This is a genomic window from Pseudomonas sp. NY11955 (genome assembly GCF_048068035.1).
GTDB lineage: Bacteria > Pseudomonadota > Gammaproteobacteria > Pseudomonadales > Pseudomonadaceae > Aquipseudomonas.
In genome coordinates this window covers 103,211-128,838 of sequence record NZ_JBLUPS010000013.1, presented here as the reverse complement: position 1 = coordinate 128,838, position 25,628 = coordinate 103,211, and the positions used below count along the sequence as shown (strand labels likewise).

Genomic DNA, 25,628 nt, shown 5'->3' with positions numbered 1-25,628 from the left:
CCGTCAACTGATGGGCTCAACGGTCACCCAGTAGCGGGTCAGGCCCTGTACCACCACTGGCAAGGTGTCGCTCAACAGCCGCAAGCTGGCATCGGTGTCGGCCAGTGGAAAGGCGCCAGATACCTTCAATTCGCGCACCGCTGGATGGCAGCGCAGCACGCCGGGGCGATAGCGGCCCAGCTCCAGCAGCAGGTCGGCCAGGCGCATGTCGCGCGCCAGCAGCATACCGTGCTCCCAGGCCAGGTCCCCCGTTTCCAGCATGGAGGCAGGCAGTACCCGTTCGGCATCGAAAGCGCTGCGCTCCCCAGCGTTGAGCAGCAGGCCGCCAGCATGCAATGGGCGGGTATCGACTGCGCCCTCTAGTACGGCTACCCGGGTCAGCGCGCCATCGACACGGACGCTGAAACGTGTGCCCAGCGCGGTGGCTTGCCCATGCACGGTGCGCACTAGCAGCGGGCGCGCTGGGGTGGCAGGGTCCTTGGCGCTGGTGAGCAGAATCTCGCCCGCCAGCAGGTCGATGCGGCGCTGTCGGGCGTCGAACGTGATATCGATGGCGGTAGCGGTGTTCAACAGCACCTGGCTGCCGTCGGCCAGGGTCAACGCACGTTGTTCACCAACTGCTGTGCGTGCATCGGCGGTCCATTGCTGCCAGGGCATTTCTCGCCAGGCCAGCCAAGCCGCTGGCGCTGCCAGCAGCCACAGCCCAAGGCGATGCAGGGCCTGGCGGCGGCTGACCGCACCGTTGCGGCTCAGGCGGCGCAGGGTTTCGCCGGTAACGGGGGTGGGCAGGCGGCGAAAGTCGCCAAGAATGGCCTCGGCACGCTGCCACGCCTGGGCGTGCTCGGCGCTGCGCTGGCACCAGGCCTGGATGGCACGATGGTCGTCCTCGGTGGCGCTGCCCGATTGCAACTGCACCAGCCAGTCTGCGGCTTCGCCAAGGATCAACGGGTCGATGCGCTGCACCATCAGTCGATGCTCAGGCAGGCGAGGAAAGCCGTGCGCATGTCGCGCTTGATCGTGATCAGTGAAACCTGCAGCTGTTCGGCGATTTGTGCGTAGGTCAGCCCGTCCAGTTGCGACAGGAGAAACACCTGGCGCACCCGGGCCGGCATGTCGCGCAGCATGGCGTCGATACGGTACAGGGTTTCGAGGATCAACCAGCGCGTTTCCGGCGAAGGCACTTCGGGTTGCGGCAAGTGGGCAATGGCTTCCAGGTAGGCCCGCTCGACATCCTGGCGGCGCCAGCGGTCGACCACCAGGCCCTTGGCGATGTGGGTCAGCAAGGCCCGGGGCTCACTGCCCAAATAGCTATTGCCCTGCCGGCTGAGCAGGCGCACGAACGTGTCATGCGCCAGGTCGGCAGCATCGCAGGCATTGCCCAGCTTGCGCCCCAGCCAGCCCTGCAGCCAGCCATGGTGCTCGGTGTACAGCGTCTGGACCTGCAGGTTGAGGGTAGCGTCGGCGGGCGGCATGGCGGGCGCAAGGTTCCAGGCGAAGGCTGTAATTAAGAATTGATCGCATTCTAAACGCCGTCCACGGAACCTGGCAATGCGCAGCCGCTACAAGGCTTTGGCCAAGAACGCCGCTGTGCGGCTGTCGGCACACTCAGCCACTACCTGCGGTGTGCCACTGACCACCACTTTGCCACCGGCATCTCCGGCCCCCGGCCCGATATCGATGACCCAGTCGCTCTGCGCGACCACGCGCATGTCATGTTCGACCACCACCACGCTGTGTCCGCTCTCGACCAGGCGGTTCAGTTGCACCAGCAGCCGGTCGATGTCCTGCGGGTGCAAGCCGTTGGTGGGCTCATCCAGCACATACAGCGTTGCCCCACGGGCGATGCGTTGCAGTTCGGTCGCCAGTTTGATCCGCTGTGCCTCGCCACCGGACAGCTCGGTAGCCGGCTGGCCCAGGCGCAGGTAGCCCAGTCCGATATCGTGCAGCACTTGCAGGCAACGTCGCGCCGGTGGCTGTTCGGCAAACACCTGCAGGGCCTGGTCGACGGTCAGTTGCAGCACCTGCGCGATGTTCATGCCCTGCCAGTTCACCGCCAGGGTTTCGGGGTTGTAGCGGGCGCCATGGCAGGTCGGGCAGGGCGCGTAGACACTGGGCATGAACAGCAACTCGACGCTGACGAAACCTTCGCCCTCGCAGTTGCCGCAGCGGCCCTTGGCAACGTTGAACGAAAAGCGCCCCGCGTCGAAGCCCCGGGCCTTGGCCTGCTCGGTGGCGGCGAAAAGCTTGCGTACATGGTCGAACAGGCCGGTGTAGGTGGCCAGGTTGGAGCGCGGTGTGCGGCCGATTGGCTTCTGGTCGACTTGCACCAGGCGCTTGATGCTGCCAAGCCCCGCGCTCACGTGGCCGCTGCTGGCCTGTTCAGGTTCGTCCTCCAGGCTGTGTTCTTCGGGCTCGCTACGTGGCTCGGCATGGCCCAGGTGTGCGCCAACCAGTTCCAGCAGGGCCTGGCTGACCAAGCTGGACTTGCCAGAGCCGGAAATACCGGTAACGGCGGTGAAGCAGCCCAGCGGGAATGCGGCAGCAAGGTTATCGAGGTTGTTGCGGGTGATGCCTTCAAGCTTCAGCCAGTCGCCGGGCTGGCGGGGTGCACGGGTGGCCTGGACCGGGGCACTGAACAGGTAGGCGCGGGTGCATGACTGCTCGACCTGGGCCAGGCCTGCGGGCGGCCCGCTGTAAAGAATGGTGCCGCCATGCTCGCCGGCAGCCGGCCCTACATCCACCAGCCAGTCGGCGCGGCGCATGGTGTCCAGGTCGTGCTCCACCACATACACCGAGTTGCCCGCGTGCTTCAGGCGCTGCAAGGCCTCGAACAGTGCTTCGCTGTCGGCCGGGTGCAAACCGGCCGACGGCTCGTCGAGCACGTAGATCACGCCGAACAGCTGCGAGTTCAGCTGGGTGGCCAGGCGCAGGCGTTGCAGTTCGCCGGAGGACAACGTCGGGGTGCTGCGCTCCAGGGCCAGGTAACCCAGGCCGAGGTCGAGCAGGGTAGTGATGCGTTCGAGCAACTCGTTGGCGATGCGTTGAGCGGCCAGGCGCTTTTCCAGGCTCAGGTCATCCTGCTGCTGCGTCAGGTAGTCTGCTGCCGCCACCTTGGCGAATACCGCAGCCAGCGCCTGCAACGACAAGTGCGACAGCTCGGCGATGTCCAGGCCGGCGAAGGTCACGCCCAGTGCTTCGCGCTTCAGGCGCTTGCCCTGGCACAGTGGGCAGGGGCTGGGGCGCATGTACTGGGCCACGCGCTTGCGCATCTGCGCGCTCTGCGAGTGCATGAAGGTATGCAGCACGTAACGCCGAGCGCCCATGAACGTGCCCTGGTAGCTGGGTTCCAGTTTGCGCTTGAGCGCTTCGCGGGTTTGCGCTGGGGTAAGGCCGGCATACACGGGGGCGGTGGGCGTCTCCTCGGTGAACAAGATCCAGTCGCGCTGCGCTTGTGGCAGGTCGCGCCAGGGGATGTCCACGTCATAGCCCAGCGTTACCAGGATGTCGCGTTGGTTCTGCCCTTGCCAGGCCATCGGCCATGCCGCCACTGCGCGCTCGCGGATGGTCAGCGACGGGTCGGGGACCATGGTCGCTTCGGTCACTTCGTAGACCCGGCCCATGCCATGGCACTCCGGGCAGGCACCCTGGGGCGTATTAGGCGAAAAGTCTTCGGCATACAGCATCGCTTGCCCGGCCGGGTAGTGGCCTGCGCGGGAATAGAGCATGCGGATCGAGCTGGACAAAGTGGTGACGCTGCCCACCGAGGAACGTGCACTAGGCGTGCCGCGCTGCTGCTGCAGGGCCACGGCAGGCGGCAGGCCGTCGATGGCATCCACGTCCGGCACGCCAACCTGGTCGATCAGGCGCCGGGCATAGGGCGCCACCGATTCGAAATAGCGCCGCTGGGCTTCGGCATACAGCGTGGAGAACGCCAGCGAAGACTTGCCCGAGCCGGACACGCCGGTAAACACCACCAAGGCGTCGCGGGGGATATCGACATCGATGTTCTTCAGGTTGTGCTCGCGGGCGCCCCGCACGCGGACGAAGCCGCTTGGGGTGGTTGGGCGTGGGGGCATGAGGCAGTCCTTGGCTGTGGCTCAATGAAGCGCTCGCGGTAACAGCAAATGCATATACCGTGCGGGTTCTGGAACCCGTAAGTCTGAGAGCTATGTCAGGCAGTTGTTTAGCGATATCAGGAAGACTGTACAGGAAGTTAGATTGCAGGGGTTTCTCTTCTTGATCTTGGTTGGGAATCATTGAAGGAGGCCAGCGGATGGAATCTGCTGCTTGGCAAGGAGTCGGCTATTCTTGAACCCCTGCATGAAAAAGTACCGGCATTAAGGTCGTCTTCGCTTTCGCACTCAACTCCACTGAGTCCTTTTCTAGTCACGATGGACTGATCGCAAGCCTTCAGGCCGGTGGCGATCTGCAGGCGCTTGGCGCGCAGGTGATCGGAGTCGCTGAGCGCTACCGAGCGCTGAAAGATTTCGGCGTTGTCTTGCCTTCGTTCAGCGCGGTCTGCATCGCCTTGGGGCTCTGCAAGGCGAGGTTTTCTACGTGGCGCGACTCGTCGTAGCGCAGCACTAACTCTCATGACAAGAGTAAAAAGGATGGCTCGGATCTATTGACTTTCTTTTACCTGACCCAGCGTTTCAGCTACTAAGCACCGAAAGTTTGACCACTCCCTTGCTCACACCGCTTTCCGTCTCCGCAACTGGTTCCGCTGGGTGGAACCACATTCGTTTGTTATCCCTCGTCACTCGCGCTTATCTGTCAGCCAAGCACGACCTGCCTCACCCGTCGTGACCTCAAGGCGAACAACAAGAACGGGAAACCACCCGCGCGAGGAGACTCTACATGTCCCGACATCAGCACATCCTGGCCTGGCTGAACGATGTGGCCAGCGACCTGCACGCGATCCGTCACGATATCCATGCCCACCCGGAACTGGGGTTCGAAGAAAGCCGCACCTCGGCGCTGGTCGCCCGGTTGCTGGAGCAATGGGGCTATGAAGTGCACACCGGCATCGGCAAGACCGGTGTGGTCGGCGTGCTGCGCAATGGCAGCAGCCCACGCCGCCTGGGCCTGCGCGCCGACATGGACGCGCTGCCCATCCACGAAGCAACGGGCGCGGCCTACAGCAGCCAGCACCAGGGTTGCATGCACGCCTGCGGCCATGACGGGCACACCACCATGCTGCTGGGCGCGGCGCGCTACCTGGCGGCGACCCGGCAGTTCGACGGCACGCTGACGCTGATCTTCCAGCCGGCCGAGGAGGGCCAGGGTGGTGCCGAGGCGATGCTCGCCGACGGCCTGCTGGAACGCTTCCCCTGCGATGCACTGTTCGGCATGCACAACATGCCTGGGCTACCAGCCGGGCACCTGGGCTTTCGCGAGGGGCCGATGATGGCCTCGCAAGACCTGCTCACGGTGACCCTCGACGGGGTGGGCGGCCATGGCTCGATGCCGCACCTGACCGTCGACCCGCTGGTGGCGGCGGCCAGTGTGGTGATGGCGCTGCAAACCGTGGTGGCGCGCAATATCGATGCGCAGGAGGCGGCGGTGGTCACCGTCGGTGCGTTGCAGGCCGGCGAAGCGGCCAATGTGATCCCGCAACAGGCGCTGCTGCGCCTGAGCCTGCGCGCGCTGAACGCCGAGGTGCGGGCGCAGACCCTGGAGCGGGTACGGGCGATCATCGTCAGCCAGGCCGAAAGCTTTGGCTGCCGCGCCAGCATCGAACACCGCCCGGCTTACCCGGTGCTGGTCAACCATGCCGCGGAAAACGCCTTCGCCACCCAGGTAGGCATCGAGCTGCTCGGTGCCGAGGCGGTGGATGGCAACACCCGCAAGCTGATGGGCAGCGAAGACTTTGCCTGGATGCTGCAGCGCTGCCCGGGCGCCTACCTGTTCATCGGCAATGGGGTATCGCGGCCGATGGTGCACAACCCGGCCTATGACTTCAACGACGACATCCTGCTGACCGGCGCCGCCTACTGGGGCGCGCTGGCAGAGCGCTGGCTCGCGCCCGCCTGATCGCCTTTTTGACGACTGCCGCTGGAACCTGGGCGCGACCGCGCCTGGGCGATCACCCAATCATTGTGTGGAGTGTTCCCTATGCAGACTTCGAGCACCGGCGTGTCGCGTACCCGGCAAGTGGTCGCCGCCGTTATCGGCAATGCCCTGGAATGGTATGACTTTATCGTGTACGGCTTTCTGGCCAGCATCATCGCTCGGCAGTTCTTTCCGTCCGACGATGAGTACGCCTCGCTGCTGATGGCCTTGGCCACCTTCGGCGTCGGCTTTTTCATGCGCCCGGTAGGTGGCGTGCTGCTGGGCATGTATTCCGACCGCAAGGGCCGCAAGGCGGCCATGCAGATGATCATCCGGCTGATGACCGTGTCGATCGCGATGATCGCCTTTGCCCCCGACTACCTGGCCATCGGCATGGCCGCGCCGTTGCTGATCGTGGTGGCGCGCATGCTGCAGGGCTTTGCCACGGGCGGTGAGTATGCCAGTGCTACGGCGTTTCTGGTGGAGAGCGCGCCTGCCCATCGCAAGGGCCTTTATGGCTCGTGGCAATTGGTAGGGCAGTGCCTGGCGGTGTTCTCCGGCGCGGCCATGGTGGCGCTGGTGACCCACCTGTGCTCGCCCGAGGCGTTGGACAGCTGGGGTTGGCGTATTCCGTTCGTGCTGGGCCTACTGATCGGCCCGGTGGGGCTGTGGATTCGCAAGCATATGGAAGAGCCCGAAGAGTTCGTCGAGGCACGCCGTCAGGCCAAGGGCCAGTCGCCCAGCCTGTGGCAGGTACTGCGTGAACATCGACGTAGTCTGCTGGTATCGATGGGCCTGGCCTGTGGCGCGACGGTGTCGTTCTACGTGGTGCTGGTGAACATGCCGACCTTCGCCCACAAGAACCTCGGGCTGCCGCTGGACCAGGTGCTGTTGGTACAGATGCTCGCGGTAGGGCTGATGACCGTGGTGATTCCGTTGTCTGGCGCGCTGTCCGACCGGCTGGGGCGGCGCCCGGTGCTGATGGCCTTTACCCTGGCGTTCTTCGTGATGGTCTACCCGCTGTATGTGTGGGTGGCCGCCGCGCCCTCCGTGGAGCGCCTGCTGGTCATGCAGCTGCTGCTGTGCACGGCCATCGGCGGCTTCTTTGGCCCGGCGCCTACCGCCCTGGCCGAGCAGTTCCCGGTGGAGGTGCGCTCCACCGGCGTGTCGGTGGCCTATAACGTGGCGGTGATGGTGTTCGGCGGCTTTGCCCCGTTGATCGTGACTTGGCTGAGCAAAGTGCTGGGCACCCCGGTGGCGCCATCGTTCTACGTGCTGTTCGCCTGCCTGCTGACGCTGTTGGCTACCTACTGCCTGAAAGAAGCACCCCGAGCGGGCCAGCCTGCCACTTTCAACCTTGGAGTAAAACCGTGAAGCCGCTAGCCATCGACCCCATCGTTGCCCTCGATGCAGAGGCATTGTCCCAGGCCATTCATGCCGGCCAGCTGTCGTGCCGGGAGGTGATGCAGGCCTACCTGGCGCATATCGAACGCTTCAACCCGCAGGTCAATGCGCTGGTGTCGCTGCGCCCGGCCGAGGTGCTGCTGGCCGAGGCCGACGAGCGCGACCGCGAACTTGCCCGTGGCCACTCGCGCGGCTGGATGCATGGCATGCCGCAGGCGATCAAGGACCTGGCTGCTACCGCCGGGCTACGCACCACGCTGGGTTCGCCGCTGTTCGCCGAGCAGCTGCCTGAGCAGGATGCGATCAGCGTGGCGCGGGTGCGGGCGAGCGGGGCGCTGATCGTGGGCAAGAGCAACGTGCCTGAGTTCGGCCTCGGTTCGCAAACCTACAACAGCCTGTTTGGCACCACCACCAATGCCTATGACCCAGGACGGGTGGCCGGTGGCAGCAGCGGCGGGGCGGCTGCGGCACTGGCCATGCGCCTGTTGCCGGTGGCCGACGGCAGCGACATGATGGGCTCGCTGCGCAACCCGGCGGCGTTCAACAACGTGTTCGGCCTGCGCCCGTCGCAGGGCCGCGTGCCGCACGGGCCGGCGCCGGAGCTGTTCGTACAGCAGCTGGCAACCGAGGGGCCGATGGGCCGTAGCGTGGTCGATGTGGCGCGGTTGCTGTCGATACAGGCTGGCGTCGACGCGCGGGTGCCACTGTCGCTGAGCGAAGGCCGGCGCGATTTCACCCAGGGTTTGCAGCGTGACTTGCGCGGTGTACGGGTCGGCTGGCTGGGCGACTACAACGGCTACCTGCCGATGGATGACGGGGTCATGAGCCTGTGCGAATCGGCGCTGGCCGACTTTGCCGAACTGGGCTGCCAGGTCGAGGCCTGCCAGCCGGCATTCGACCTGGCCCGTTTGTGGCAATGCTGGCTGAGCCACCGCCACTTCCTGGTGCACGGCAACCTCGGCGCGGCCTATGCCGACCCAGGCAAGCGCGCACTGCTCAAGCCCGAAGCGCAGTGGGAGGTGGAAGGTGGCTTGCAGTTGAGTGCGGCGGCGCTGTACCAGGCCTCGCTGGACCGCAGCGATTGGTACCGCGCCTTGGCCAAGCTGTTCGAACGTTACGATTTCCTGCTGTTGCCTTCGGCCCAGGTGTTCCCTTTCGATGCACGCCAGCCATGGCCGACGGTGGTCGGGGGGCGGGCGATGGACACCTATCACCGTTGGATGGAGGTGGTGATCGGGTCAACCTTGGCCGGCTTGCCGAGCATCAGCGTGCCGGTCGGGTTCAACGCCGCCGGCCTGCCCATGGGCCTGCAGATCATAGGCCCGGCGCAGGCTGATCATGCCGTGTTGCAGTTGGCGTATGCCCATGAGCAGCTCACCCGCTGGGTGGAGCGTTGCCCGCCACAATGCCTGCAGGGCTCATGAAAGCACTGGGCAGGCGCGGTTCTTGCTGGCTATCCTGACCATCCCGCTACAAGGAGGTCACATCCATGGGCATCACGGCAGACAGTGGCGGCGTGCGTTCGGTGGAGCGGGCGCTGGCCATTGTCGACCTGCTGGGCGAACACCAGGCACTGGGCCTGGAAGAACTGCACTACCTGACAGCGCTGCCCAAGGCTACGGTGTCGCGCATGCTCGCCACCTTGCAGGAGCAAGGCTGGGTGTACCGTGGCCTGAGCGATCGGCGCTACCGGCTGTGCGCGCGGCGCCTGTTCGGTGACCGCCAGTTGCGCTTCAAGCGGCGCCTGGTGGAAAGCGCCGCACCCATGCTGCTGGAGCTGAGCGAACGCACCGGGCTGGTGGCGGACCTGTCGTGTTTCGACGGGCAGCGGCTGGAGGTGATGGAAAGCGCCATTCCCCAGGTGTTGCGTAAGCGTTACCCGCACACCTGCCAGATCGTTGGGCACCATGCCAGCCTGTTCCATTCGGCGATGGGGCGGGCCTGCCTGGGCGAGCTGGCGGAGGATGAAGTGCAGCGCCTGGCGGACCATGCGCGGTTGGGTGACGACACGTTGCTGCGCGATATCGAAGAAGAAGCGCATAAGGGCTTTGGCCAGCGCACCGAAGGGCACTGGGAGTACCCGGTGCGCTTGCCGTTCCTGATCCGCGCCATTGCATTGCCGGTGCATGCCGAAGGGCGCCTGGCCGGGAGCATTGCCTTGCATTGGCCGCTTGACCAGGCACCGGTGGAGCGGGTGTTGAATTTGCACTTGAGCAGCCTGGCGACCACCGTCGGCGAGGTGCAGCGGGCCTTGGCTGTTTGATTGCCTGTGGCGGCCTTTTCGCAGCACAAGGCTGCTCCTACAGAAAGCACGCGATACCTGTAGGAGCAGCCTTGTGCTGCGAAAGGGCCGCCACAGGCCAAAGCAAAAGCCCGCAGGTGCTACTGGCCCTCCCGAAACCCGCTAGGGCTCACCCCAGCCTGCTTGCGAAAGAACCGGCTGAAATACCCCACATCGGCAAACCCCAGTTCATGGGCGATCTCTTTCACACTCAGGCTCGAATGCGCAAGCATGCGCTTGGCCTCCAGCATCAGCCGGGCATTGATTACATTCATTGGCGTCATGCCCAGGTGCTCCTGGCACAACCGCCCCAAGGTCGCCAGGGTCATGCCCAGCTCGGCGGCGTAGTCCGCCAGTGGCCGGTGCGTGCGGTAGTGCATGTCCACCTGTTCACGGAAAGCGGTCAACTGCTGGCTGCGCCTGGACACCGGGCGCTGTTCGCCCTGAGGCACATGCGGTTCATGACGCAGCACCTGGATCATCAGCGTCAGCAATAGCGCCATGCTGCTGGCCACATGTTCGCGGGCGCGGTTGTGGTATTCCTCGCGCAGGGCCTGGCACAGTGGCAGCAGCGGGTCCTCATCGGCGGACCACAGCGGCAGGGCGATCACCTGTGGTTTGCGCAATTGCACCAGCAGGTTGGGTGCCAGCACCTGGGCGATGCTTTCCAACGGGGGCTGCGCGGCAGTGATCACCTGACCCTCGACCTGGCCGGCCCAATGAAAGCCATGCACCACCTGCGCCGGCACATACACCACGCAGGGCGCATGAACCTGCAACCGGTCACTGTCGAACAACACCTCACCGCCACCGCTCTGCAGGTATAGCAGCTGCAGCAAGCCGTCATGACGGTGTGCGGCAATTTCCCAGTTGTGCGCGCCAGAACGCAGGGAAATCTGCTCCACGTGCAGGGCTTCGTGCCACACCGGCTGCGCGGTTTCACCGTACAGGGCGTAATTGGGGATTTTGTTCATGTTGTTGTAATTGTTCTGTTCGGTACCTGGCTACTGTGCCACACCTGCCTGCAGGCTTCAGGGGGCAGGGAGAAAATTGTCGGGAATGTGGGGCTGGTTGCAGGTTTTGTCCATTCTGCCGGTACGTCTGCCGGCCATAGGCTGTTGCCCAGAACAAGCGACACTCTGGAGAGCAGCATGCATAACAACAATATTTCCTCTCAGTGGCTGGGCCTGGACTCGGCCGTCTGCGTGGTAACCGGCGCTGCCGGCGGCATAGGTGCGGCGCTGGCCGCAGCCCTGGTGGAGCAGCAGGCCCATGTGGTGCTGCTGGACCGCGACCTAGACAAATGCCGCGAACTGGCAGCCACCCTGGGTGAGCACAGCGCGGGCGAAGTCAGCGCCCTGGGCTGCGACATCGCCGACCCGGCCAGCGTGGAGCAAGCGGCTGCCCAGGTGCAGGCACTGCATGGGCGCTGCGATGTCCTGGTCAACAATGCCAGCGTGCTGCGCCCAGGCGCGCTGGACACGCTGAGTCTGGAGCAATGGAACCAGGTGCTGGCGGTCAACCTCAGTGGCTACCTGTTGTGTGCCCAGGCCTTCGGCCGTTCGATGCTGGCCCGCGGCCAGGGCCGCATCGTGCATGTCGCCTCGATTGCCGCCCATTACCCGCAACCCAACAGCGGTGCCTACAGCGCGGCCAAGGCCGGCGTCAGCATGCTGTCGCGGCAGCTTGCCGTGGAGTGGGGGCCACACGGTGTGCGCAGCAATGCGGTGTGCCCGGGCTTGATCCGCACGCCGTTGTCGGCGGCGTTCTATGCCGACCCGCAGGTGGAGCGCCAGCGTAGCGCCATGACCGCCAACCGGCGCATCGGTGAGCCGCAGGACATCGCCGAGGCCGTGCTGTTCCTGGCCAGCCGCCGCGCCGACTACATCAACGGCGCCGAGCTGACCGTGGATGGCGGGCTGGAAAGCATGCCCATGGCATTGATCCCGCGCCCGGGTTTCGAGGGGGCAGGCCAATGAATACGCGCAGCTGCGATGTGCTGGTGATCGGTGCGGGGGCGGGTGGCCTGGCGACTGCCATCACGGCGAAAAAGCTTGGCCTGGAGGTCATCGTCATCGAAAAGGACGATTGCTTCGGCGGCACCACGGCGTTTTCCGGCGGCGTGTTGTGGGTACCGGGCAACCCGCATGGGGGCAACGACACTTACGCGGCAGCCATGACCTACCTGCGCAACGAAGCCGGTGCCTGCTTCGATGCGGCCGGGGTCGAGGCCTTCTTGCGCTACGCGCCGCAGATGGTGGCGTTTTTCGAGCGCGAGACGTCGGTCAAGTTCGTGCCCACGCTGTACCCCGACTACCACCCACAGGTGGAGGGCGGCGTCGATGTGGGTCGCTCGATACTGGCCGCGCCTTACGACATTCGTGGCCTGGGGCCGGACATGGCGCGCCTGCGCCCGCCGCTGAAAACCATCACGTTCATTGGCATGATGTTCAATTCGTCGAATGCCGACCTCAAGCACTTCTTCAATGTCACCCGTTCGCTGACCTCGTTCGTGTATGTGGCCAAGCGCCTGATGACCCACTTGAAGGAACTGGCCCTGTACCGACGTGGCACCCAGGTCACCAGCGGTAATGCGCTGGCGGCGCGGCTGGTGCGCTCGGCACTGGACCTGGGCATCCCGATTCTCACAGGCACTCCGGCGCGGCAGTTGCTGCACGAAGAGGGGCGGGTGGTTGGAGCGCTGGCCGGGCAGACCGGCAGCGAGCTGCGCATTCAGGCCCGGCGCGGGGTGGTGCTGGCCTGTGGCGGTTTCTCCCATGACTTGCAACGGCTGCGTCAGGCTTACCCGCATGTGCGGCGTGGCGGCGAGCATTTTTCACCGGTGCCGGCAGGTAATACCGGTGATGGTGCGCGCATGGCCGAGGCGCTGGGGGCCAAGGTGGATATCCGCCTGCAGGCACCTGCAGCGTGGATGCCGGTATCGAAGGTGCCGGTGGCTGGTGGGCGGCACATTGCCTTTCCGCATTTGCTCGACCGCTACAAGCCAGGTGTGATCGGCGTGCTGCGTTCAGGCCGGCGTTTCACCAACGAGTCCAACTCCTACCATGACGTGGGTGCAGCGTTGATCGAAGCCTGTGCCGACCAGGCAGAAACCGCCATGTGGCTGGTGTGCGACCGCCGCACCTTGGCCAAGTATGGGCTGGGCTTTGCCAAGCCTGCACCGATGCCGTTGGGGCCATTGCTGCGCAACGGCTACCTGCTCAAGGGCAAGACCCTGGCCGAGCTGGCAGGCAAGGCCGGCATCGATGCACAAGGGCTGGAGCAGACTGTACGCGAGTACAACTTAGGCGCGGTGCATGGCGAAGACCGCCAGTTCGGTCGCGGCAGCACCCGTTTCAATCGCTACCTGGCCGACCCGCAGCAACAGCCCAACCCGTGCGTGGCGCCGGTGGGCGAAGGGCCGTACTTTGCCGTGAAGGTGATCATGGGCGACCTGGGCACCTTCGACGGGCTGCGCACCAGCGTGGTCGGTGAAGTGCTGGCGGCCGATGGGCAGGCCATCGACGGCCTGTATGCGGTGGGTAACGACCGCGCCAGCATCATGGGCGGCAACTACCCGGGTGCGGGCATCACCCTGGGGCCGATCATGACCTTTGGCTACATCACCGGGCGCCATCTGGCGGGTGTCGAGCAGGGGCTGGCGGCTGCGGGCAGTGCGCGGGAGGTGGCGTGATGGACAAGCCTGTGGTCGACCACCGCATCTACACCATTCGCCCGCGCTGCATGGCGGCTTTTCTCGAAGCATTCGACCAGTTGGCGATGCCGATCCTGCTGCGCCACCTCGGCGCACCCTTGGCGTTCTATACCAGCAGCATCGGCCCGTTGAACCAGGTGGTGCACTTGTGGGGCTATGACAGCCTCGATGATTTTGAAAAGCGCAGCGCGGCACGCGATGCCGACCCGGACTTTGCCGCGTACCTGCACGCCACCCGCGACCTGGTGGTGGCGCAGGAGACACGGATCATCAGGCCTGTACGCTTGCCCAGCCTTTTCCCCTAATGCACGCGCGGTAGCTGTGGGAGCAGCCTTGTGCTGCGAAGAGGCCCGTAAAGCCACAGATCCTCTGTGATCATGCCGGCCCTTTTGCAGCACAAGGCTGCTCCTGCACAAAGCCGGTTGCTTGCGAAACACCGTCATAAAAACAACAACAGGTGATACCCATGAACAACACGCTCGACGTGCGCCAACTGATCGACCAGCAACCCATCGGCCGCTACCAGAAATGGGTGGTGTTCCTCGGCTTCCTCATCATTGCCCTGGACGGCCTGGACGTCGCCATCATCGGCTTCATCGCACCACAATTGAAAAGCGACTGGGGCCTGGATGCGCAAAGCCTGGGCCCGGTACTGAGCGCCGCACTGATCGGCCTGGCCCTTGGTGCGCTGGTTGCCGGGCCTCTGGCGGACCGCTACGGGCGCAAGGCGGTGTTGCTGTGCAGCGTGCTGCTGTTCGGCATCTGGACCCTGGCCTCGGCCTTTTCCCCCAACCTGGAAACCCTGGTCGCACTGCGCTTTCTCACCGGCCTGGGCCTGGGCGCGGCCATGCCCAATGCCAGCACCCTGGTCAGCGAGTATGCCCCGGCCCGCAGCCGCTCACTGCTGATCACCCTGGCGTTCTGTGGGTTCTCCCTGGGGGCGGCGGCCGGTGGTTTCGTCAGCGCCTGGATGATCCCCAACCTGGGCTGGCGCAGTGTCTTGGCGTTGGGCGGGGTGTTGCCGCTGTTGGTCTTGCCGTTGCTGTATTGGCGCTTGCCGGAGTCGGTGACCTTTCTGGTCAGCAAGGGCGCGGACCGCAAGCGCATTCTGGCCATTGTCCGCCGCCTGGCCCCTGAGCATGTCAACGCCGACACCACTTTTGTCATGCCCAGTAAAGCCCAGGCCGCTGGCGGTGCAATCGCCACCATCCTCTCGCCGCGCTATCGCTTTGGTACCTGCATGCTCTGGAGCGGCTACGTGCTGGCGCTGTTCCTGGTTTACCTGTTCAGCGGCTGGCTGCCGACGCTGGTGAAGGAGGGCGGCGGTTTTTCGGTGTCCGAAGCGGCCATCGTCACGGCCTGCTTCCAGGTTGGTGGCCCGGTGGGGGCGATTTCTGTGGGGTGGGCCATGGACCGCTGTAATCCGCAACGTGTACTGATGCTGACTTTTCTGTTCAGCGGCGCGGTCATCTTCACCATCGGCCAGGTGGCCGGTGATTTCGCCTGGTTGTGCGCCGTTGCCTGTGCCGTGGGCTTTGGCCTCAATGGCGCGAGCGTTGGCATGAATGCTTTGGCGGCGGCCTTCTACCCGACACCCGCGCGGGCGACCGGGGCCAGTTGGATGAGCGGTATCGGGCGCATTGGCGCCGTGCTCAGCGCGTTTGCCGGGGCTCAGATGCTGGCATTGGGCTGGAGTTTCTCCCAGGTGTTCGCTTCGCTGCTGTTGCCTGCTGGGCTGGCAGCCTTGGCGGTATGGCTGCAGGGTCGACATGCCAAGGCACGGGTTAGCGCTCCAGGCTGTACATCCGGCACTCCGCCAGCAACGCCAGTAGGTTCGGCTCCCGCTCCCGTGCCTTCAAGAACACCACCCCAATATGCTGCTGTAGGCGATATTGCGGCTTCAAGGCAATCAACCTGACGCGGTTTTCGTACACCGCCGCGATGCGCCCAGGCAGCAGGGCAAAGCCCACGCCTGAACTGACCATGCTCAGCAGGGTGAAGATATCGTTCACCTGCATGGCCACCTTCGGCTCGAACCCGGCCTGCTGGAACACCCGCGCACCATCGCGGTGGGTTGCGAAGCCCTGGGTGAGGGTGATGAAAGTGGAGTCGGCGAGGTCGGCCAGGTCTACCTCGGCCTGCCCGGCGAAGGGCGAATCCGTAGGTACGGCAAGGAAAATGTCGTCGGAGAACAGCGGCAGTTGCTCGCAGGCCGGGTCACTGGCGCTTTCGTCGAGGGAGACGAGGATGGCCTCCAGTTCGTGGTTCTTCAGGCGCTGCAGCAGGTCGACGTTGGAGCCCAGGGTCAGGTCGATGTTCAGTTCGCTGCGGCGCAGTTTGAGGCCCATGACCAGCTTTGGCACGGTTTTCACGGTCAGCGAGTAGAGTGCGCCGAGGCGGAAGCGTTCGGCGTAGAAACCGGCGGCTTCGCGGGTTTGGCGCACCATCTGTTCGGCGTCCTGGATCAGTTGCCGGGCTTTCTTTTCCAGCACGTAGGCGCTTTCGAGTGGGATGAGCTGGCGACCTTCGTGCTTGAACAACGGGCAGCGCAGGGCGCTTTCCAGCGAATGGATGGCACGGTGCACGCTGACTGCGCTGGTGGACAGCTCGGCGGCGGCGCGGCCGAGGTTGCCGGTGCGCATGAAGGCGAGGAAGGTTTCCAGCTTTTTAAGGGTCAGTTCTTCGTCGATCAGCATGGGGGCCTGAGGTGTAAGGTTTGAGGGTTATGGTGGGGTCGAGATCGAGCGCCGCCCGCGCGGCGCATCGCGAGCGAAGCTCGCTCCTACATTTGTTTCGGGCCAATTATTCCTGGGGGATTTGCGCGCGATCCCCTTGGCGCATGGCTGGATATTGCGTCGTATGAACAAGGCGGTCGCGCGCGTTGGCACAGGTGTTACTGGCCCGAAACAAATGTAGGAGCGAGCTTCGCTCGCGAAGCGCCGCGCGGGCGGCGCTCGATCTCACTCCCAACACACACCTCAAGCCATACCCTCGATCAACGCCCACAATGCCGGATCATTGAAATCATCGACAACCAGCCTAGCCCCCGCCGCCAGCAACCGCTCCGGCGTCTGCGTCGTAGCCACGCCCACGGTAAAGATCCCCGCTCCACTGGCCGCCGCCACCCCCGGCAATGAATCCTCGAAAGCCAGCGCCTGCCTGGCCTCGGCCCCCAGCCGCCGCAGCCCGGTGAGGTAGGGCAGCGGGTCTGGTTTGGGCCGCGCCAGCTCCTCGGCCACCAACACATGTTCAAAGCGCTGGGCAAGGCCCATGGCACTGAGCATGTGCTCGGCGTTCAGCCGCGGTGCGTTGGTCACCACGCACATGCCGATGTCACGGGCCTTGGCGTACTCCAACAGGCGCAACAGGCCTGGCATCGGCTCAAGCGACGGCGACAGGTCACGGAACAAGGCTTCCTTGCGGTCGGCCAGCGCCTGGCACTGTTCGACACTGGCGCCACTGAACAGCTCGGCGAACAACTCGCCGTTGGCGCGGCCGCTGACCTGGGCGTCGAACTGCGCCTGGCTCAGCTCACGGCCGTCGTGCTCACGCAGCAGTTGGCGAAAGGCCTGCAAGTGCAAGGTGTCAGTGTCGGTGAGGGTTCCGTCGAGGTCGAACAGCAGGGCGGTCAGCATGGGATATCCAGATCAAGAAAACACAAGCCAGGCGATCATAACCAAAGCCGACGACAAAGGGGGCTGTTCAGCGTACTCCGAAAAGAGTACAAATGTGCTCCATGGACAATCTTACCCCCAAACGCCGCGCCATTTTCGAATTCATCCGCGAGCGCATCGCCGAGCACAGCCAGCCACCCAGCCTGGCCGATATCGCCACGCGCTTCGGTTTTGCCTCGCGCAGCGTGGCGCGCAAGCACATCACAGCCCTATGCCAAGCCGGCTATATCGATGTCACGCCTAACCAGGCGCGGGGCATTCGCCTGGCCGAACCGCTGCGCCGGCCGGAGATTCTCGAAATCCCGGTGCTGGGCCAGGTAGCGGCAGGCGCCCCCATCGGCCCGGACCTGGATATCCACGAGCAGCTGCTGCTCGACCCCAGCCTGTTCCGCCGTACCCCCGACTACCCGCTGAAAGTGCGTGGCGACTCGATGATCGACGACGGCATCTTCGACGGTGACCTGGTCGGCATCCTGCAACAGCCCGACGCCCGCGACGGGCAGATCGTGGTGGCGCGCCTGGACGGCGAAGTGACCATCAAGCGCTTGCAACGCCAGGGCGGCAATTACCGGCTTTTGCCCCGTAACCCGGCGTATGCGCCCATCGATGTGCAGCCCGAACAGGAATTCTTCATCGAAGGCGTGTTCTGCGGCTTGCTGAGGCGCGACTGATGGGCGCGGTGATCGACCTCGACAGGCTGCTCGACCAGCGCCGGGTATGGCGCGGTCGACAGGCCCAGGCGCGTCCACTCGGGCTGCAGCCAACCGGCCATGCTGCCCTCGACGAACGCTTGCCCGAAGGCGGCTGGCCGGCGGCGGCACTCAGCGAGCTGTTGTTGGCCAGCCCCGGCTGTGGCGAGTTGCAGTTGCTGTGGCCAACCCTGGCCCGGCTGAGTGCCCAAGCCAGTCGCGTGGTGCTGGTGGCACCGCCCTTCATTCCTTATGCGCCGGCCTGGCAGGCAGCAGGGGTGGACCTGCGCTGGCTGGTGCAGGTGGATGCCGAACCTAGCGAGGCCCTGTGGGCCGCCGAGCAGTGCCTGCGCTCGGGCAGTTGCGCGGCGGTGCTGTGCTGGCCGGAACGCGCCGATGACCGCGCCCTGCGGCGCTTGCAGGTGGCCGCCGAAACCGGGCAGGCGCTGGCGTTTGCCTGCAGGCCGCAACAGGCTGCGCACAACCCTTCACCGGCAGCACTGCGCATTGCCGTCGACACTCGCCCGGCGCAATGGCGCGTACTGAAAAGCCGTGGCGGCATGCCGCCAGCGCTTCCCATCGCCTGTCCGGGGCGGGGCTGATGCACCATGCTCTGGGCCTGCATTCTGCTCCCGCAGCTGGCGCTGGACACCGTCCTGCGTGAGCGTGACGACCCTGACACGCCCCTGGTACTGATTGGCGGGCCTACCCAGCGACGCGTGCTGCAGGCAGTCAACCCGGCGGCCGCTGCACTTGGCCTGCGGGCTGGGCAAACCCTGACCGCAGCGCGTGCCTTGGCGGAGGGTTTCACCTGCATCGAAGCCGACCCCAAACGCATCGACCAGGTGCAGCAACTGCTGGCGGCATGGGCCTACCGTTTCAGCGCCCAAGTCAGCCTGCATTACCCTCGGGCGCTGTTGCTGGAAGTGGGCTCCAGCCTGCAGCTGTTCGGCCCCTGGCCCTTGTTCGAGGCGCGTCTGCGCCAGGAGCTGGCTGAACTGGGCCTGAGCCAACGCATTGTTCTGGCCAGCAACCCAGTGGCGGCGCGCATGCTCGCCAATGCTCACGACGGCTTGGCCGTGAGCGATGCCGACGCCACCCGAGCGGCGCTGCTGAGCATGCCCATCACGCGCATCGGCTTGCCGGCAGAGGCGGCTGAAGCCTTTGCCCGCATGGGCCTGCGGCAGTTGGGGCAGGTACTCGCCTTGCCGCGTGATACGTTGGCCAGGCGCTTTCCCGCACAGGTACAGCTGCACCTCGACCAGTTGCTCGGCCTGCGCAACCTGGGGCTGGACTTCTACCAACCACCGGATCGCTTCGAAACCCGGCTGGAGCTGAATTTCGACGTTGAATCGCACCAGGCACTGTTGTTCCCGCTGCGCCGCATGCTCAATGATCTTGCTGCATTTCTGGCCGGGCGCGACTGCGGCGTACAGCGTTTTTGCCTGCACCTGGAGCACGCCGAGGGGCCGGACACCTTGCTCAAGGTGGGCCTGCTGGCAGCCGAGCGCGATGCTGCGATGCTGTTCGAGTTGGCCCGTGGGCGCCTGGAGCCACTGCGCATCCCCGCACCTGTGCGCACCCTGCGGCTGGTTGCCGAAGACTTGCCAGCGTTCGTGCCACAGCATCAGGCGTTGTTCGACCCACGGGCGCAACAGGCGCAACCCTGGGAGCAATTGCGTGAGCGGCTACGCGCGCGCCTGGGGGATGAGGCCGTCAAGGGGCTGAGCGCGCTGGCCGACCACCGCCCCGAATGCGCCTGGCAATTGGCAGAGCAGGGCGCCCAAGGCCACACCCCGGTAGCCCCGGGCAGTCGCCCAGGCTGGCTGCTGTCGGCACCGATGGCGCTGGATGACGCAGGCTACCAGGTGCAGGGCTACCCCGAACGCATCGAATCCGGCTGGTGGGATGGCGGCGATGTGCGCCGCGACTACTACCGCATCGAAACCCGTGATGGCCTGCGCGGCTGGGCCTATCGCGACTTGAGCCAGGCCGGCCCGCTGTGGCTGCAGGGCTGGTTCGCATGAGCACCGCGGGTTATGCCGAGCTGCATTGCCTCTCCAACTTCAGTTTCCAACGCGGTGCGTCGAGCGCCGACGAGCTGTTCCGGCGTGCGCGCGAGCAGGGCTACCAGGCCTTGGCGATCACTGACGAGTGTACGTTGGCCGGTGTCGTCCGCGCCTGGCAGGCTGCCAAGGCGCATCAACTGCGGCTGATCGTCGGCAGCGAGGTGCAGTTGTTCGACGGGCCCAAACTGGTGCTTCTAGTCGAGAACCTGAGCGGCTACCAGAACCTGTGCGCACTGATCACTCGTGCCCGGCGGCGGGCAGAGAAGGGTGAGTACCAGTTGTTTCGTGACGATCTGCAACAGCACCATCAAGGCCTGCTGGCCTTGTGGGTGGCCGATGACAGCGGCGATACGGCCACCGGCACGTGGCTGCACGACGTATTCGCCGAGCGCCTGTGGCTGGCCGTGCACCTGCACCGGGGGTGTGACGATGGCATGCGCCTGCAACGGCTGCAGGCGCTGGCGGCTGATCTGGGCATCCGCGCCGTGGCCTGCGGCGACGTGCATATGCATGTGCGTGGCCGCCGTGCCTTGCAGGACTGCATGACTGCCATCCGCCAGCATTGCCAGGTGAGCGAGGCCGGGCGCTTTCTGTTTGCCAACGGCGAGCGGCACTTGCGCAGCCAGGCGCAATTGGGCGAACTGTACCCGGCCCACCTGCTGGCAGAAACCCTGACCATTGCCGAGCGCTGTCAATTCGACCTCGGTGAGTTGAAGTACCAGTACCCGCGCGAACTGGTACCTCAGGGTCATACCCCGGCAAGCTGGCTGCGCGAGCTGTGCGAGCAAGGCTTGCCGCTGCGCTGGCCAGACGGGCCGAGTGGCAAGGTGCGTGATGTGCTGGCCAAGGAACTGGCGCTGATCGAAGAGCTGGGCTACGAAAGCTACTTCCTGACCGTGCACGACATTGTCGCCTTCGCCCGCAGCCAGCGCATTCTATGCCAGGGCCGCGGCTCGGCAGCCAACTCGGTCGTGTGTTTCGTGCTGGGCATCACCGAGCTCGACCCCATGGAACACCGCCTGCTGTTCGAGCGTTTTCTGTCTCGCGAACGCAATGAACCGCCCGATATCGACGTGGATTTCGAGCATGATCGACGCGAAGAAGTGATCCAGTACGTGTTCCGCCGCTATGGTCGGCACCGTGCGGCGCTGACGGCGGTGGTCAACACCTATCATGCCGCCGGAGCAGTGCGGGATGTGGCGAGAGTGCTGGGGCTGCCGGCCGACCAGGTGGATGCGTTGGCCAAGTGCTGTGGCCGTTGGAGCGACCGCATGCCCGATGAGCAGCGCCTGGCCGAGGCCGGTTTCGAGGCGGGCAGCCCTTCGCTGCGTCGGGTGCTGGTACTGGCCGGTGAGCTGATCGGCTTCCCCCGGCACTTGTCCCAGCATCCGGGTGGTTTTGTCATCTCCCAGCAACCGCTTGACCAGTTGGTGCCAGTGGAGAATGCAGCCATGGCGGAGCGTACGGTGATCCAGTGGGACAAGGATGACCTGGACATGGTCGGCCTGCTCAAGGTCGACGTATTGGCGCTGGGCATGCTCAGTGCCTTGCGCCGTTGCTTCGACCTGCTGCAGCGCCACCGTGGCCGGCAGCTAACCCTGGCGACCATCCCCAGCGAGGACCCTGCCACCTACGCCATGATCAGCCGCGCCGAAACCATGGGTGTGTTCCAGATCGAGTCGCGCGCGCAAATGGCCATGCTACCGAGGCTACGGCCCAACACGTTCTACGACCTGGTCATCGAAGTGGCCATCGTGCGCCCCGGTCCGATCCAGGGCGACATGGTTCATCCGTACCTGCGCCGGCGCCTGAAACAAGAGCCGGTGACGTACCCGTCCGCGCAACTCAAGGCAGTCTTCGAACGTACTTTGGGCGTGCCGCTGTTCCAGGAGCAGGTGATGGAACTGGCCATGGTCGCAGCCGATTATACGCCGGGCGAGGCTGACCAGTTGCGCCGCAGCATGGCGGCCTGGAAACGCCACGGTGGCCTGGAGCCGCACCGCGAGCGGTTGGTGCAGGGCATGTTGCGCAATGGTTATGAACTGGCGTTTGCCGAGCGCATCTTCGAACAGATCAAGGGCTTTGGCAGCTATGGTTTCCCTGAATCGCATGCGGCCAGCTTTGCCTTGCTGTGCTATGCCAGCAGTTGGTTGAAGTGCCATGAGCCGGCGATCTTCACTTGCGCGTTGGTCAACAGCTGGCCGATGGGTTTCTACAGCCCGGACCAGTTGCTGCAAGAGGCTCGCCGCCAAGGGATCGAGGTTCGGCCGGTGGATGTCTGCCACAGTGAGTGGGACTGCACCCTCGAGCCTGATATTGACGGCGTATTGGCCATTCGCATGGGCTTGCGCCTGGTGCGTGGCCTGGCCGAAGCCGATGCCAGGCGCCTGGAGCAGGCGAGGGCGCAGCGGCCTTGGCGCGATGTCGAAGACCTGTGCTTGCGTGCCGGGCTCGACTCACGCGCCCGTGCACGCCTGGCCGATGGCGGGGCGCTGCGTAGCTTGGCCAGTGATCGACACCAGGCGCGCTGGCAGGTGGCGGCGGTGCAGCCGCAGCTGCCGCTGTTCGCCGATGTGCAAGCCTTGCCTGAGGAAACGGTGGATTTGCCTGTGCCAACCGTGAGCGAGGACCTGTTGGCCGATTATCAAACCCTCGGCACTACGCTTGGGCCCCATCCACTGGCCCTGTTGCGCTCACGCCTGAGGGCGCTTGGGTGTCGCGGCTCCAGCGAATTGCACGGCGTGGCGCATGGCGACAGCATTGCCGTGGCCGGGCTGGTAGTGGGGCGGCAACGTCCACAAACCGCCAGTGGGGTGACCTTCGTTACCCTGGAGGATGAGCACGGCATGGTCAATGTGGTGGTGTGGCGGGCGCTTGCCGAGCGGCAGCGCAGAGCGCTGGTGGGGTCGCGGCTGCTCAAGGTCAACGGGCGGCTGGAGCAGGAGAATGGCGTGCGGCACTTGATTGCGCGGCGGCTGGAGGATTTAAGCCCATTGTTGCAAGGGCTGGATGTGCGAAGCCGCGACTTCCACTGATTGCGAACCTGTCGCTACCCCTTGTAGGAGCAGCCTTGTGCTGCGAAGAGGCCGATGCAGGCATTCACAAGGTGTGATGTCTGTGCTGGCCTCTTCGCAGCACAAGGCTGCTCCTACAGGTTAAGCGCGTGTAGCGGTCAGACCATCGCCAAGCGCTGCTTGCGCGTTGGCGCCGGAAACGCCCGGTCGATCGCGCGCAGGTCTTCGCGGGTCAAGGTCAACGCACCCGCTGCGGCATTCAGCCGTACATGCTCGGGCGTCACCGCCTTGGGGATGGCAATGACCCCGTCATCGCGGGTCACCCAGGCCAGGCTGACCTGGGCCGGTGTGGCGCCATGGCGCTCGGCGATTTCCGCCAGCACCGGGTGCTGCAACAGGCGCCCGGCCTGGGCTAGCGGGCAGTAAGCCATGGTCGGTAACGCGCGCTTTTCGCACCACGGCAGCAAGTCGAATTCAATGCCACGCTGGGCCGGGTTGTACAGCACCTGGTTGGTGGCGCAGTCAGGGTTGTGCAGTTCGCGCAGGTCGTCGACGTCGAAGTTGGACACGCCCCAGCGCTTGATCTTGCCTTGCTCGCGCAAGCGCTCGAATGCTTCGACGGTTTCCTCCAGCGGGTGCTGGCCACGCCAGTGCAGCAGGTACAGGTCGATGCAGTCGGTGCCCAGGCGCGTGAGGCTGCGTTCGCAGGCAGCCGCCATGTTGCGCCGGCCGGCATTGTGCGGGTAGACCTTGCTGACCAGAAACACGTGGTCGCGGCGTCCGGCAATGGCCTGGCCAACGACGGCTTCCGCTCCCCCTTCGGCATACATTTCGGCGCTGTCGATCAAGTTCAGGCCTAGCTCGATACCCTGTTGCAGGGCCGCCACTTCGGCAGCCTTGCGCCCAGGGTCTTCCCCCATGTACCAGGTGCCCTGGCCGATGGCCGGAACGCTCGAACCTGCCAGTTTCACGTAACGCATGTCACCTCCGGGATGTGGGTATTGGAAAGCAGAACCTCTAGCAGCGCCTGCGCTGCGGTGGAAAGCTTGTGTTCGCTGAGGGCAATCACGCCGATGCGCCGCTCGACGGTAGGCTCGACCAAGGTCACGCAACGGGCGCCCAGCTCCTGCATCTGGTTGATGCACAGCGCCGGCACGGCACTGACCCCCAGGCCGCTGGCGACCATGCGGCCGATGGTTGCCAGCTGGTGGCTTTCGAACGCCACGGCCAGCTTGCCGTGGTGGGCCGCCACATTCTGCTCCATCAGCAGGCGCACCGCCGAAGGGCGTTGCAGGGCGACGAAATCTTCGGCCATCAGCTGTGCCCAACTGACCTGGTGGAGTAGTGCCAAGGGCGAGTCGGCGGGTACCACCGCAACGAAGCGGTCCATGTACAACGGGTGGAAGTCCAGCCCATCGATGTTGTCCGGCTCGAAGCCGATGCCCAGTTCGACGCGGCGATGGCGTACCAGTTCCTGTACTTGTTCGTTGATCACGTCATGCACGGTGACGTTGACCTTGGGGTAGCGTTGGCGAAACACCTTGAGCGAATGGGGCAGCAAATTGCCGGCGAAGGCCGGCATGGCCGCCACCGACACGCGACCCAGTTGCAGGGTAAAGCGCTGGCGCAGCATCTCTTCGGTGTCGTCCCAGTCGGCCAGCAGGCGCCGCGCCAGTGGCAGCAGCACTTCACCTTCGGCGGTCAGGCTGACGCTGCGCGTGGTGCGGCTGAGCAGGGCGCCGCCAAGGTTTTCTTCCAGGGCCTTGATGGTCAGGCTCAGGGCCGGTTGCGAAACATGCAGGTGTTCACCGGCCTGGGCGAAGCTCTGGTACTTGGCCACGGCGACAAAGGCGCGCAGTTGCTTGACGTTCATGTCGGGCCTATCGTTTGTTTTGTAAAAGTTATCAATCGATGACGAAAACAAAATTAACAAATCAGTCGCTTGCGGTGAAGATGTCTGCACACGCTCACCGACAGCCTCGTCGGTTCAACAACTACAAAAGGCGGATCAGCATGGCCGGACTGGACAAGCGCGTTGCAACCTATGAACAGGCCCTCGAAGGCCTGACCGACAACATGACGGTACTGGCCGGTGGCTTCGGCCTGTGCGGCATCCCGGAAAACCTCATCAGCGAAATCAAGCGGCGTGGCGTCAAGGGCCTGACGGTGGTTTCCAACAACTGTGGCGTCGACGGCTTCGGCCTGGGCGTGCTGCTGGAAGACCGGCAGATTCGCAAGATGATCGCCTCCTACGTGGGCGAAAACGCCGAGTTCGAACGCCAATTGCTCAGCGGCGAACTGGAGGTGGAGCTCACCCCGCAGGGCACCCTCGCCGAGAAAATGCGCGCCGGTGGCGCCGGCATCCCGGCGTTCTTCACCGCCACCGGCTACGGCACCCCGGTCGCCGACGGCAAGGAAGTGCGTGAGTTCAAGGGCCGCAAGTACATCCTCGAAGAATCCATCACCGGTGACTTCGCCATCGTCAAGGGCTGGAAGGCCGACCACTACGGCAACGTGGTGTACCGCAACACTGCGCAAAACTTCAACCCACTGGCGGCCACCGCCGGCAAGATCACCGTGGTCGAAGTGGAAGAAATCGTCGAGCCTGGCGTGCTGCTGCCCAGCGAAATCCACACCCCGGGCATCTACGTGGACCGTGTCATCGTCGGCACCTTCGAAAAGCGTATCGAAAAGCGCACCGTCAAGGCCTGAGCGCCATCCACCAGAACAA

Annotated in this window: 20 protein-coding genes and 2 pseudogenes; 13 read left to right on the top strand and 9 right to left on the bottom strand. The window is 64.9% G+C overall.

What is annotated here, in order from left to right; translation table 11 throughout:
* Positions 1–3: 3 nt before the first annotated feature.
* The 4 genes and pseudogenes from ACNFBR_RS22365 to ACNFBR_RS22350 form a co-directional block, all read right to left on the bottom strand.
* The gene (locus tag ACNFBR_RS22365; protein ID WP_416736813.1) at positions 4–966 is read right to left on the bottom strand and encodes a FecR domain-containing protein; all 963 of its coding nucleotides are present in this window, start codon (positions 964–966) and stop codon (positions 4–6) included.
* A complete protein-coding gene (locus ACNFBR_RS22360; protein ID WP_416736812.1) occupies positions 966–1,472 on the bottom strand; it encodes a sigma-70 family RNA polymerase sigma factor in 507 nt (168 codons plus the stop codon). The genes ACNFBR_RS22365 and ACNFBR_RS22360 overlap by 1 nt, the downstream gene beginning before the upstream one ends.
* Before the next feature lie 87 nt (positions 1,473–1,559).
* Positions 1,560–4,076, bottom strand: a complete 2,517-nt coding sequence (locus ACNFBR_RS22355) for an excinuclease ABC subunit A (protein ID WP_416736811.1) — start codon at positions 4,074–4,076, stop codon at positions 1,560–1,562.
* 325 nt (positions 4,077–4,401) lie between these two features.
* Positions 4,402–4,584 (bottom strand): annotated as a pseudogene (locus ACNFBR_RS22350) (type VI secretion system protein TssA); the annotation flags it as partial.
* 273 nt (positions 4,585–4,857) lie between these two features.
* Between ACNFBR_RS22350 and ACNFBR_RS22345 the strand changes: the two are divergent.
* From ACNFBR_RS22345 to ACNFBR_RS22330, 4 genes are all read left to right on the top strand, one after another.
* A complete protein-coding gene (locus ACNFBR_RS22345; protein ID WP_416736810.1) occupies positions 4,858–6,033 on the top strand; it encodes a M20 aminoacylase family protein in 1,176 nt (391 codons plus the stop codon).
* 81 nt (positions 6,034–6,114) lie between these two features.
* Positions 6,115–7,425: a citrate-proton symporter gene (locus ACNFBR_RS22340; protein ID WP_416736809.1), complete on the top strand. Its 1,311-nt coding sequence runs from the start codon at positions 6,115–6,117 to the stop codon at positions 7,423–7,425.
* The gene (locus ACNFBR_RS22335) at positions 7,422–8,879 is read left to right on the top strand and encodes an amidase (protein WP_416736808.1); all 1,458 of its coding nucleotides are present in this window, start codon (positions 7,422–7,424) and stop codon (positions 8,877–8,879) included. The genes ACNFBR_RS22340 and ACNFBR_RS22335 overlap by 4 nt, the downstream gene beginning before the upstream one ends.
* Before the next feature lie 65 nt (positions 8,880–8,944).
* A complete protein-coding gene (locus tag ACNFBR_RS22330; protein ID WP_416736807.1) occupies positions 8,945–9,718 on the top strand; it encodes an IclR family transcriptional regulator in 774 nt (257 codons plus the stop codon).
* 119 nt (positions 9,719–9,837) lie between these two features.
* On the opposite strand, the gene ACNFBR_RS22325 is transcribed toward ACNFBR_RS22330, so the two are convergent.
* A complete protein-coding gene (locus tag ACNFBR_RS22325) occupies positions 9,838–10,710 on the bottom strand; it encodes a helix-turn-helix domain-containing protein (RefSeq protein WP_416736806.1) in 873 nt (290 codons plus the stop codon).
* Positions 10,711–10,887: 177 nt separating this feature from the next.
* Between ACNFBR_RS22325 and ACNFBR_RS22320 the strand changes: the two genes are divergently transcribed.
* The 4 genes and pseudogenes from ACNFBR_RS22320 to ACNFBR_RS22305 all read left to right on the top strand — a co-directional run.
* On the top strand, positions 10,888–11,715 hold the full coding sequence (locus ACNFBR_RS22320) for an SDR family NAD(P)-dependent oxidoreductase (RefSeq protein ID WP_416736805.1): 828 nt from the start codon (positions 10,888–10,890) through the stop codon (positions 11,713–11,715).
* Positions 11,712–13,430 carry an FAD-dependent oxidoreductase gene (locus ACNFBR_RS22315; protein WP_416736804.1) on the top strand — a complete coding sequence of 573 codons (1,719 nt, stop codon included), beginning with the start codon at positions 11,712–11,714 and terminating at the stop codon, positions 13,428–13,430. Before ACNFBR_RS22320 ends, ACNFBR_RS22315 begins: the two co-directional genes overlap by 4 nt.
* Positions 13,430–13,756, top strand: coding sequence for an NIPSNAP family protein (locus ACNFBR_RS22310; RefSeq protein ID WP_416736803.1), 327 nt, complete (start codon positions 13,430–13,432; stop codon positions 13,754–13,756). The genes ACNFBR_RS22315 and ACNFBR_RS22310 overlap by 1 nt, the downstream gene beginning before the upstream one ends.
* 161 nt (positions 13,757–13,917) lie before the next feature.
* Positions 13,918–15,300, top strand: a pseudogene (locus ACNFBR_RS22305) (MFS transporter); the annotation flags it as partial.
* On the opposite strand, the gene ACNFBR_RS22300 reads toward ACNFBR_RS22305, so the two are convergent.
* Positions 15,236–16,147, bottom strand: coding sequence for a LysR substrate-binding domain-containing protein (locus ACNFBR_RS22300; RefSeq protein ID WP_416736802.1), 912 nt, complete (start codon positions 16,145–16,147; stop codon positions 15,236–15,238). The pseudogene ACNFBR_RS22305 and the gene ACNFBR_RS22300 sit on opposite strands and share 65 nt — an antisense overlap.
* A 282-nt stretch (positions 16,148–16,429) precedes the next feature.
* On the bottom strand, positions 16,430–17,086 hold the full coding sequence (locus tag ACNFBR_RS22295) for an HAD family hydrolase (protein ID WP_416736801.1): 657 nt from the start codon (positions 17,084–17,086) through the stop codon (positions 16,430–16,432).
* Between the two features lie 92 nt (positions 17,087–17,178).
* On the opposite strand from ACNFBR_RS22295, the gene lexA reads away from it, so the two are divergent.
* From lexA to ACNFBR_RS22275, 4 genes are read left to right on the top strand one after another with little or no spacing between them, the layout of a single operon-like run.
* Complete coding sequence (gene lexA / locus ACNFBR_RS22290; protein ID WP_416736800.1) at positions 17,179–17,796, top strand: transcriptional repressor LexA; 618 nt, start codon at positions 17,179–17,181, stop codon at positions 17,794–17,796.
* Positions 17,796–18,416 (top strand): translesion DNA synthesis-associated protein ImuA, encoded by a 621-nt coding sequence (imuA, locus tag ACNFBR_RS22285; protein WP_416736799.1) that lies wholly within the window; start codon positions 17,796–17,798, stop codon positions 18,414–18,416. Before lexA ends, imuA begins: the two co-directional genes overlap by 1 nt.
* 6 nt (positions 18,417–18,422) lie before the next feature.
* A complete protein-coding gene (locus tag ACNFBR_RS22280; RefSeq protein ID WP_416736798.1) occupies positions 18,423–19,841 on the top strand; it encodes a Y-family DNA polymerase in 1,419 nt (472 codons plus the stop codon).
* The gene (locus tag ACNFBR_RS22275) at positions 19,838–22,918 is read left to right on the top strand and encodes an error-prone DNA polymerase (protein WP_416736797.1); all 3,081 of its coding nucleotides are present in this window, start codon (positions 19,838–19,840) and stop codon (positions 22,916–22,918) included. Before ACNFBR_RS22280 ends, ACNFBR_RS22275 begins: the two co-directional genes overlap by 4 nt.
* A gap of 137 nt (positions 22,919–23,055) precedes the next feature.
* On the opposite strand, the gene ACNFBR_RS22270 is transcribed toward ACNFBR_RS22275, so the two are convergent.
* Positions 23,056–23,877 (bottom strand): aldo/keto reductase, encoded by an 822-nt coding sequence (locus tag ACNFBR_RS22270; RefSeq protein WP_416736796.1) that lies wholly within the window; start codon positions 23,875–23,877, stop codon positions 23,056–23,058.
* Positions 23,865–24,770 carry a LysR family transcriptional regulator gene (locus ACNFBR_RS22265; RefSeq protein ID WP_416736795.1) on the bottom strand — a complete coding sequence of 302 codons (906 nt, stop codon included), beginning with the start codon at positions 24,768–24,770 and terminating at the stop codon, positions 23,865–23,867. Before ACNFBR_RS22265 ends, ACNFBR_RS22270 begins: the two co-directional genes overlap by 13 nt.
* A 140-nt stretch (positions 24,771–24,910) precedes the next feature.
* Between ACNFBR_RS22265 and ACNFBR_RS22260 the strand changes: the two genes are divergently transcribed.
* A complete protein-coding gene (locus ACNFBR_RS22260; RefSeq protein WP_400618978.1) occupies positions 24,911–25,609 on the top strand; it encodes a CoA transferase subunit A in 699 nt (232 codons plus the stop codon).
* Positions 25,610–25,628 lie beyond the last annotated feature (19 nt).

Bases quoted from the DNA above. Each gene is read 5' to 3' on its own strand.
- ACNFBR_RS22365 (WP_416736813.1), bottom strand. From the start codon at position 966: ATGGTGCAGCGCATCGACCCGTTGATCCTTGGCGAAGCCGCAGACTGG.
- ACNFBR_RS22360 (WP_416736812.1), bottom strand. From the start codon at position 1,472: ATGCCGCCCGCCGACGCTACCCTCAACCTGCAGGTCCAGACGCTGTAC.
- ACNFBR_RS22355 (WP_416736811.1), bottom strand. From the start codon at position 4,076: ATGCCCCCACGCCCAACCACCCCAAGCGGCTTCGTCCGCGTGCGGGGC.
- ACNFBR_RS22345 (WP_416736810.1), top strand. From the start codon at position 4,858: ATGTCCCGACATCAGCACATCCTGGCCTGGCTGAACGATGTGGCCAGC.
- ACNFBR_RS22340 (WP_416736809.1), top strand. From the start codon at position 6,115: ATGCAGACTTCGAGCACCGGCGTGTCGCGTACCCGGCAAGTGGTCGCC.
- ACNFBR_RS22330 (WP_416736807.1), top strand. From the start codon at position 8,945: ATGGGCATCACGGCAGACAGTGGCGGCGTGCGTTCGGTGGAGCGGGCG.
- ACNFBR_RS22325 (WP_416736806.1), bottom strand. From the start codon at position 10,710: ATGAACAAAATCCCCAATTACGCCCTGTACGGTGAAACCGCGCAGCCG.
- ACNFBR_RS22320 (WP_416736805.1), top strand. From the start codon at position 10,888: ATGCATAACAACAATATTTCCTCTCAGTGGCTGGGCCTGGACTCGGCC.
- ACNFBR_RS22315 (WP_416736804.1), top strand. From the start codon at position 11,712: ATGAATACGCGCAGCTGCGATGTGCTGGTGATCGGTGCGGGGGCGGGT.
- ACNFBR_RS22310 (WP_416736803.1), top strand. From the start codon at position 13,430: ATGGACAAGCCTGTGGTCGACCACCGCATCTACACCATTCGCCCGCGC.
- ACNFBR_RS22300 (WP_416736802.1), bottom strand. From the start codon at position 16,147: ATGCTGATCGACGAAGAACTGACCCTTAAAAAGCTGGAAACCTTCCTC.
- ACNFBR_RS22295 (WP_416736801.1), bottom strand. From the start codon at position 17,086: ATGCTGACCGCCCTGCTGTTCGACCTCGACGGAACCCTCACCGACACT.
- lexA (WP_416736800.1), top strand. From the start codon at position 17,179: ATGTGCTCCATGGACAATCTTACCCCCAAACGCCGCGCCATTTTCGAA.
- imuA (WP_416736799.1), top strand. From the start codon at position 17,796: ATGGGCGCGGTGATCGACCTCGACAGGCTGCTCGACCAGCGCCGGGTA.
- ACNFBR_RS22280 (WP_416736798.1), top strand. From the start codon at position 18,423: ATGCTCTGGGCCTGCATTCTGCTCCCGCAGCTGGCGCTGGACACCGTC.
- ACNFBR_RS22275 (WP_416736797.1), top strand. From the start codon at position 19,838: ATGAGCACCGCGGGTTATGCCGAGCTGCATTGCCTCTCCAACTTCAGT.
- ACNFBR_RS22270 (WP_416736796.1), bottom strand. From the start codon at position 23,877: ATGCGTTACGTGAAACTGGCAGGTTCGAGCGTTCCGGCCATCGGCCAG.
- ACNFBR_RS22265 (WP_416736795.1), bottom strand. From the start codon at position 24,770: ATGAACGTCAAGCAACTGCGCGCCTTTGTCGCCGTGGCCAAGTACCAG.
- ACNFBR_RS22260 (WP_400618978.1), top strand. From the start codon at position 24,911: ATGGCCGGACTGGACAAGCGCGTTGCAACCTATGAACAGGCCCTCGAA.